At 42.4% G+C, this 8851-nt stretch carries 8 protein-coding genes; 4 read left to right on the forward strand and 4 right to left on the reverse strand.

What is annotated here, in order from left to right; genetic code table 11:
* From trxA to rpmB, 4 genes are all read left to right on the forward strand, one after another.
* Positions 1-283: thioredoxin (gene trxA / locus K8S13_RS13620; RefSeq protein WP_291463262.1), on the forward strand; the 283-nt coding region annotated here is incomplete at its 5' end.
* 10 nt (positions 284-293) lie between these two features.
* A complete protein-coding gene (gene trxB, locus K8S13_RS13625; RefSeq protein ID WP_291463263.1) occupies positions 294-1214 on the forward strand; it encodes a thioredoxin-disulfide reductase in 921 nt (306 codons plus the stop codon).
* 2 nt (positions 1215-1216) lie between these two features.
* The gene (locus K8S13_RS13630; protein WP_291463264.1) at positions 1217-1867 is read left to right on the forward strand and encodes an outer membrane protein assembly factor BamD; all 651 of its coding nucleotides are present in this window, start codon (positions 1217-1219) and stop codon (positions 1865-1867) included.
* Between the two features lie 79 nt (positions 1868-1946).
* Positions 1947-2141: a 50S ribosomal protein L28 gene (gene rpmB, locus K8S13_RS13635; protein WP_291463266.1), complete on the forward strand. Its 195-nt coding sequence runs from the start codon at positions 1947-1949 to the stop codon at positions 2139-2141.
* A gap of 11 nt (positions 2142-2152) precedes the next feature.
* Here rpmB and K8S13_RS13640 read toward each other — a convergent pair whose 3' ends face one another.
* The 4 genes from K8S13_RS13640 to K8S13_RS13655 all read right to left on the reverse strand — a co-directional run bounded on the left by K8S13_RS13640 (position 2153) and on the right by K8S13_RS13655 (position 8613).
* A complete protein-coding gene (locus K8S13_RS13640) occupies positions 2153-4306 on the reverse strand; it encodes a bifunctional (p)ppGpp synthetase/guanosine-3',5'-bis(diphosphate) 3'-pyrophosphohydrolase (RefSeq protein WP_291463268.1) in 2154 nt (717 codons plus the stop codon).
* A gap of 9 nt (positions 4307-4315) precedes the next feature.
* A complete protein-coding gene (proS, locus tag K8S13_RS13645; protein ID WP_291463269.1) occupies positions 4316-5827 on the reverse strand; it encodes a proline--tRNA ligase in 1512 nt (503 codons plus the stop codon).
* Positions 5811-6905: a flavodoxin-dependent (E)-4-hydroxy-3-methylbut-2-enyl-diphosphate synthase gene (ispG, locus tag K8S13_RS13650; protein ID WP_291463271.1), complete on the reverse strand. Its 1095-nt coding sequence runs from the start codon at positions 6903-6905 to the stop codon at positions 5811-5813. The genes proS and ispG overlap by 17 nt, the downstream gene beginning before the upstream one ends.
* 154 nt (positions 6906-7059) lie before the next feature.
* Positions 7060-8613 carry an amidohydrolase family protein gene (locus tag K8S13_RS13655; RefSeq protein WP_291463273.1) on the reverse strand — a complete coding sequence of 518 codons (1554 nt, stop codon included), beginning with the start codon at positions 8611-8613 and terminating at the stop codon, positions 7060-7062.
* Between the last annotated feature and the right edge of the window lie 238 nt (positions 8614-8851).

The following is an 8851-nucleotide window of genomic DNA, read 5'->3' on the forward strand; positions in this document are numbered from 1 at the left end:
TAAAGTTCTCAAATCAGAGAAACCTGTAATGGTAGATTTCTGGGCACCCTGGTGTGGTCCTTGTAAAGCTATTGCTCCAACTGTGGATGCCCTTGAAAAAGAGTACGGAGACAAAATGACATTTGTAAAAGTAAATGTTGATGAAAATCCGATTGCTCCGAGCAAATTTGGTGTTCAGGCCATTCCCACCCTGATTTTCTTTAACAATGGTGAAATAGCGGATCAAATTACCGGTATGGTTGCCAAGGAAAAACTTGAAGAAACCATTAAAGGGATTGTATAAGGGGGTTATCATGGCAAAGGCTGACTATGATCTTGTAATTATTGGTGCCGGTCCTGCCGGTCTGACAGCAGGAATCTATGCTGCCAGGGCAAGGATGAATGTCCTTCTTTTAGAAAAAGCCGTACCAGGCGGTCAGATCCTGGTGACTGACTGGATTGAAAACTATCCCGGGTTTCCGGAAGGCATTTCAGGGTTTGATCTTGCCGAGAAAATGAAAACCCAGGCTGAAGAACTGGGGTTGAAGATTGAAACGGCAGAGGTTCATTCTCTCAATCTTTCCAAAGAATTAAAGGAAATTGTTCTAAAAGACAGAAGCATTACTGCCAAAACTCTGATTATTGCATCCGGTGCATCCCCGAAAAAACTGGGTATCGGTGAAGATAAATTCATGGGCAAAGGCATTTCTTTTTGTGCCACATGTGATGCACCTTTTTTTAAGAATAAAACAGTCGTTGCCATCGGCGGGGGAGATACAGCAGTACAAGAGGCCATATACCTGACAAAATTTGCTGAAAAAGTCTATCTGGTTCACAGAAGAGATGAACTGCGAGCCACAAAAATACTTCAGGAACGGGCCTTTGAAAATAATAAAATTGAATTTGTCTGGGACAGTATTCCAACTGGTGTAGAAGGCTTTTTCGGTGTGGAGGGTGTCAAAATAAAAAACGTAAAAACCAATGAAGAAAAAACCCTGAAGGCGGACGGCTGTTTTATCTGGGTTGGTATTTTACCCAACACCTCTTTTTTAAATGATGCCGTTGAAACAGATGAATTCGGATTTATTCGATCTAATGTAAAAATGCAAACATCTGTTCCGGGAGTATATGCTGTCGGCGATGTAAGAGACACCCCTTTAAGGCAGATCGCAACTGCTGTAGGCGATGCTGCTATCGCTGCTGTTTCTGCAGAACACTTTATTGAGAACGCTTAAATATGAAAAAACTATTTTTATTCTTTATAATTGTTTCATTGCTTTGTGGATGCTCTTTGTTTGAAACATCACATGAAATGGAAAAGAATGCTCAAGAGCTTGTTTCCGAAGGATCTTCCGCCTTTGTTTCTAAAGATTACAAAACTGCGGTAAAAGCCTATACAGACTTGAAGGATTGGTATCCGTTCAGCAAGTACGCCATTTTGGCTGAGCTTAAAATTGCTGATGCACATTACCATCTTGAAGAGTATGGTGAAGCGATCCTTGCCTATGAAGAATTTGAAAAAATGCATCCTAAGAACGAAGCCATTCCCTATATAATTTACCAGACCGGGCTTTGCTGGTTTAACCAGCTGGGGACAATTGACAGAGATCATACTCCTGCTAAAAACAGCCTGATCCAGTTTAACCGCCTTATTGACCAGTTCCCTGAAAGCGAATATGCTCAAAAGGCAAAGGGAAATATTAAAAAATGTATGGGTAACCTTTCAGGACATGAACTCTATGTAGCCAATTTTTATTACAAAACAAAAAAATATAAGGCTGCATTAAAAAGATATGAGTATCTTGTCGAGAACTATCCGGATTCAAAAGAAAGCAAAGAAGCATTAAATAAAATTCCCCAGTGCAGGGCTCTGGCAAACAAAAATTAAAATTTTCTTTACTTTTATTTATTTTTAATATATTAATTCCAGGTTATTTTGTTTAAAAAGATTTTTTAGGAGTATAACAATGTCGAAAAAATGTGCTATTTGCGGAAAAAAACCAATGACCGGCAATAATGTCAGCCATGCCCACAATCTGAATAAGAGAAAATTTAATCCAAACCTTCAAAGAGTTCGTGCAGTTATTAAACAAGGTTGTGTCAGGAAAATAGACGTATGTACCAGTTGCATTAAAGCAGGGAAAGTAGTTAAAGCTCCCTAGGGGAGTATCGGTCATTCGTTTCTGATGATCCGTTTGACATCAATAACTTTTTTCACTTTTCTGATTTCTGACATAATTTTTCGAAGCTGTTCAGTGCTTTCAACCAGAAGAGTAAAATAGAAAAAACCGACACCTGTTTCCTGGGTTTCGGTTTTTGCGCTTAAAATATTAGATTTGTATTTACTGATAACAGAGGCAATATCTGCCAGAAGCCCAAACCTGTCATCCGTCCGAACCTTGATACTGGCAGGATAGGATTCTGTAAAATCATCACTCCATTGGACTTCGATCTGGCGCTCATTACTCAGTTTCATGACATTTAAGCACCCTTTTCGGTGAATGGTTACCCCCTGACCCTGGGTGATGTAACCGATAATACGGTCGCCCGGAAGGGGATTGCAGCATTTCGAAAACTTAACAAGAATATCATTCAGGCCTTTTACGATGATACCCGTGCTCTCTTTTTTCTTACGCTTTCCAACCAGTTTGTGAAGAATGCTTTCTTTTTTAACTTCCTGTTTTTCAAATTCAGGTAATGCTTTATTAAAAACCTGTAAAGGTGTAAATTTTCCAAAGCCCACATGGGCAATCAGATCATCCACTGTTTTAAACCCATAAATATCGGCAACTTTTTTTATCTCCCCTGATTTAACCAGAGCATTAAAATTTTGATTTTTCTTTCTGAATGTCTTTTCACACATCTCACGCCCTAAAGAATAGCTTCTCTCTTTTTCCCTGGCATTGATCCAGGACCGTATTTTTGTTCTGGCCTTTACGGTTTTTACAAAATTAAGCCAGTCAGGGCTCGGGGTATGGCCCTTGGTTGTAAGAATTTCTATTTTATCTCCGGTTTTCAGCTGATGGGTGAGCGGCATAAGTTTTCCGTTGACCTTTGCTCCTGTACATGCTGCACCAACCTCCGTATGTATCAAATAAGCAAAATCCACGGGCGTAGCTTTTTTGGGCAGGGTCTTGATCTCGCCCTGGGGTGTGAATACATATATTTCACCTGGGTATAGATCTATTCGGACATTTTCCAGAAATTCATCCGGATCATTATAATTTTCCTGGTTTTCCACAAGTTTTCTGATCCAGGAAAACAGTTCTCCGGTAGTCTCATCAACCTTTGAGCCTTCTTTATAACTCCAGTGGGCTGCAATTCCGGATTCTGCAATCCGGTCCATATCACGGGTCCTGATCTGCATTTCAACCCGTTCACCTTTTGGGCCCACTACCGTGGTATGGATGGATTGATACATATTGGGCTTGGGGTTGCCGATATAATCTTTAATCTTATAGTAAATCGGCTTCCACATGGAATGGATAGCACCCATGGCAGCATAACACTGGGGTACCGAATCGAAGATAATTCTAAACGCAATGATATCGTAGACCTCATCAAATTCAAGGTTCTGGGTAATCATTTTCTGATAAATGCTGTAATGTTGTTTATATCTCCCTTTTATTTCACCTTCCAGGCCCATTTCCTTCATCTTTTCATGAAGTTTCTCATTTACCTCTTTAATGTAATCTTCTTTTTCATGCTTGGCTTTATCCACCAGGGCATCAATGCGGTCATATTCATCTCTTAAAGTATAATAAAAAGCAATTTCCTCCAGTTCATACTTTATCCAGAAAATCCCCAGGCGTGCTGCAATAGGAGCATAGATGTCCAGGGTTTCCTGGGCAATGGCTGCCTGTTTTTCAGGATTATGGTGATACTTTAAGGTCCGCATATTATGAATCCTGTCCGCAAGCTTGATCAACACCACCCGGATATCATCTGCCATAGCAAGAATCATCTTTCGTAAACTTTCTGCCTGCTGTGCTATTTTGGTTGAAAACGTCAGGGCAGACAGTTTTGTTACACCGGAAACAATATGGGCAACATCCGGTCCGAACGTCTCTTTAATATCTTCTTTAGTTGCGGGTGTATCTTCAATGACATCATGCAAAAGGGCTGCGGCAATGCTCTCAACATCCAGCCGCATATCTGCTAAAATATTGGCCACCTCAAGGGGATGGGACAAATAAGGTTCACCGGAAAGTCGAACCTGGCCTTCATGAACCCTTGCCGAGTAAATATAGGCCCGATCTATAATATCCGTATCCCCTTCAGGATTATACTCATAAATTTTATCAAGTATGTCGGTAATCCTGATCATGGGTATCGCCTAATATGCTTTTGCAAAAAGCACTCTTCTTGAACTTGAATTATCACAACAAATGCAGTTTCCTTCTTCTGTGGGACTGTCAAAGGGAATACAGCGGATGGTAACGGACAGGTCTTTTTTTATTTTTTCCTCACACTTTTGAGATCCGCACCAATGTGCCATAACAAAGGCACCATTATTAAATCCTTTGGCTTTTTTATACAGCTTGTAAAATGCTTTTTTATCATCAATCTCAAATGTGTTTTCTTTTCTATGGTTCTTCGCACGGTTAAAAAGATTATCCTGAATATTGTCCAGAATATCTATAATCCGGTCAATAAATTCCTCTCTGTTCATGGATTGTTTCTTGTTGGATGGTTCATCTCTTCTGGCCATAAAAACACTGTTTTGTTCAATATCTCTCGGCCCCAGCTCAATCCGGACAGGAACACCCTTTTTCACCCATTCCCAGCCCCTGGCACCGCCGATATCCCGATCGTCAATTTCTACTTCAACCTGTCTGCCATGGTATTGTTTTCCTTCCAGAGCATCTTTAAGGCTTTGAGCGCTTTCCATAACAATTCGATTGTCTTCGCCCTTTTTAAAAATCGGAAGAATGACGACATGGGCCGGAGCCACCCGGGGTGGAAGCACAAGACCGTCATCATCGGAATGCACCATGATCATCCCGCCAACCATACGGGTGGATGTTCCCCAGGATGTGGTCCAGGCATAGGCTTCTTCTCCTTCTTCATTTTGAAATTTAATATTGGAGCCCTTGGCAAAATTCTGACCCAGAAAATGGGATGTGCCTGCCTGAAGCGCCCTTTTATCCTGCATCATGGCTTCAATACAGGTGGTATCCTCCGCCCCGGGAAACCGTTCTGCAGCGGTCTTTCTGCCCCTGATCACGGGCATGGCCAGATATTCTTCAACAAATTTTGTGTAGACATCCAGCATGAGCATGGTTCTCTCTTTTGCTTCGGTCTCCGTGGCATGGGCGGTATGGCCTTCCTGCCATAAAAACTCACTGGTTCTTAAAAACATCCGGGTCCGCATCTCCCATCGAACCACATTGGCCCACTGGTTTAATAGAATGGGAAGATCCCTGTAGCTTCCTGTCCATTTGGCCATGGATTCCCCGATAATGGTTTCAGATGTGGGGCGAACGATTAATGGTTCGGCAAGCTCTCCGGCCGGTTTCAATCCCCCTTTATCATCTTTTTCAAGCTTGTGGTGGGTGACAACCGCACACTCTTTGGCAAACCCTTCCACATGCTCGGCTTCCTTTTCCAGATAACTTAAAGGAATAAACAAGGGGAAATAGGCATTTTTTACACCGGTTTTCTTAAACATTTCATCTATCTTGTGCACCATATTTTCCCAAAGCGCATACCCCCATGGCTTTATCACCATGCATCCCCTGACCGCTGAATTTTCAGCCATATCCGATGCCTTAATTACTTCCAGATACCAGGCGGGATAGTCATGTTCCCGGGTAGGTGTGATAGCTGTCTTATTCTTTTTTGCCACTGGATTCCTCCGAATTCTTTGTCATTTTATCTATCTCGCTCAGCAATTGATCCACAAGTTCATCCTGGTCTATTTTCCGTATCACTTTTCCCTTTTTAAATAGAATCCCCATGCCATCACCACCTGCGATACCTATATCTGCCTCTTTTGCTTCACCGGGTCCGTTTACAACACATCCCATAATCGCAACTTTAATCTTAGAAGACCGATCAAGTAAAGCTTTTTCTACTTTCTCAGCAATTTTAAACAGATCAATTTTACACCGTCCGCATGTGGGACAAGAGATCAATTCCGGCCCCCGGCTTCTGATCCCCAATGCCCTTAAAATCTCAAACCCTGTTCTGATTTCTTCAACAGGGTCCCGTGTCAATGAAACCCGGATGGTATCACCCAACCCTTGGGCCAGCAGCATACCGATCCCGATGGCCGATTTTGTGATACCGGCATAAAGACCACCGGCTTCTGTTACCCCGACATGAAACGGCACATTCGTTTTTGATGCCAAAAGCTGATACGCCTTTACCGTTCTGGAAACATCCGAGGCTTTCAGGGAAACTTTGATATTCTGAAAATTCAAATCTTCAAGAATTTTTATATTGCGCAAGGCACTTTCCACCATGGCCTCAGGTGTTATTCCAAGGCGCTGTTCAATCTGTTTTTCAAGGGAACCTGCATTCACACCGATTCTTATGGAGATGCCGTGTTCTTTTGCACAATCCACCACAGCTTTAATTTTTTTAGCCTCCCCGATATTGCCCGGATTTATTCTTAAAGCGTCAACACCTGCCTTTGCCGATGCCAGGGCCAGCCTGAAATCAAAATGAATGTCAGCAATTATTGGAATGGAGATGTGCTGTTTGATCTTCTCAATGGCCTGTGCTGCTTCCATATCCGGAACTGCCACACGGATAATTTCACACCCTGCCTTTTCAAGGGCGAGAATCTGGCTGACCGTGGCGTCCACATCCTGGGTCTGGGTATTGGTCATGGACTGGACCGAAATAGGTGCATCAGAACCGATCTTAACCTTTCCAATACTGATTTGACGGGTTGACCGTCTTTGTTGAACCAGCGACATCTTATCATCCTGTAATTTACTAAAATCAAAAGCTTACAGCATTGCATTTAAACTGTAAGCTAAAAAATATTCACTTTACCCTTAAATAAAGATATCAAAGCTGTTTCTTTTATTCAAGACAACTATGTTTTAAAATTTCAGCCGTGAATGAAGATCATATATAATGGTGACTCTTTAAACCGCAATTGTTAATTACCAATTGGCCATCCATAAACAAGGCGTCAACGCGTTTTCCCAGGACGCTGAAATCTTCAAAAGGATTACCGTCGACAATGGCCAGATCAGCAACTTTACCCGTTTGGATGGAGCCGAATTCATCATCGATACCCATGGATTTAGCGCTGTTAATAGTTGCCGTCTGCACAGCTGTGATTCCATTAAATATTTTCTGGCAACCCTCATGATTCATGAAAAGATCGAAAATGGACAGCTCATGAGCGACCATGGCGGGAGTACAGGCCTGAATCCCCCCATCATTGCCGCAGGCCATGGTTGCACCCTGCGCGACAAGCATCTTTGTATTTTCGATTCCATAGCGTGCCAGTCGACTGTAATGCGCCAGCAATTTTGATAAATTCAAAATACCCAGCATCTTATACTTGCCGAGATTTGCCTTGTTAAATCCAGCAATAACGTAATCCCTAAGTCCGGGCACCCAGAAATTTTCTACCAGATCAGCAATAGTTTTGTTTCTAAACGTATAGAATTTTTCCAGGTTGGGATCATTGTAAAACCGATCCCCTTTCAGTCGCCAGCTCATATCATACCCCACAGACAGGGTCGGTTCAATGATACAATCGGAATTCAGGCAGGCATCAATATCTTTTTGGCTCAGAACACCATCCCGGGCCATGTGAGCCAGGGATGAAAATCCCACCGTTACCGCCCTTTGAAAGGTATCCACAGAAACACAGTGAATGGTACTCTGTACACCCCGGCGCCGTGCCTGATCCGTGATGGTTTGCATCTGATCCATGGTCAGGGTGATGGGATTCGGATTGATCAGGCTTTCTTCCAGGGATTCGCCCACCTTGATAAGATCGGCTCCGCGTTCATCAATCGCTCTGTCCACGGCGTCACGAACCTGCTGTTGGTTTGCGTCAAAAGGAAATGCGATCACGCCTGAATTAAAGTTATCATACTCGATAGTCCCAACTCCCAACATCCCAAACAGAATTTTTTTCATTCCCTTAAGTTCAGGGCTAAGGTAACCGCCACGGGCACCTACGACAACGGCCTGCATAATACGCGGACCCGGTAGTTCCCGGTTTTGGATGTGCTCCCTCAATTGAAAATTGGGTCTTAAGTCATTGGAATAAGCATCCCGGATATTGGTAATGCCGCAGGCCATGCAATCCGCCATGTTTTTTTCCACCTGTTGTTCATGATATTTTTTTTTGGCCTTGAGTGTTTTAAAATCTGCAAACAGGGTCGGGTTGATCATTTGGATATGGCAATGAACGTTAAAAAGACCGGGCAGCATGGTTTTCCCTTGCAAATCAATGGAAAAATCGATTTGGATTTCCAAGGTTTCATCTTCCAGACCCGGCATGGATATAATTTTTCCGTTCTTGATCAAAACACTAACCTTTTGATCAAAGAAACAGCCGTTCATTACATCCACAACCCTCGCGTTTGTGAGTTCTACCACTGCCTCAGTACCCGGTTGGTAATCTTTGACAAAATTAACCTCGGATCTATTTCCCATTGCAGCTTCCTTTAAATCAGGTATGCTTAATATTGTTATATAAAACAATTATTTAATAATTCAAGGAATGAATGTCTGATATTTCCTTCTTTATTGGCCCTTTGAAATAATCGCATTTATAACCTGGGTCAATTGATCTTTAGTTGCCGGTTTAGTAAGAAAACCTGAAAAACCGTATAATCTGAAATTGCTAACCACCGGGTCATTAGAATAACCCGTGCTAACTATCCCTTTAGCA

The sequence above is a fragment of the Desulfobacula sp. genome (genome assembly GCF_021107415.1).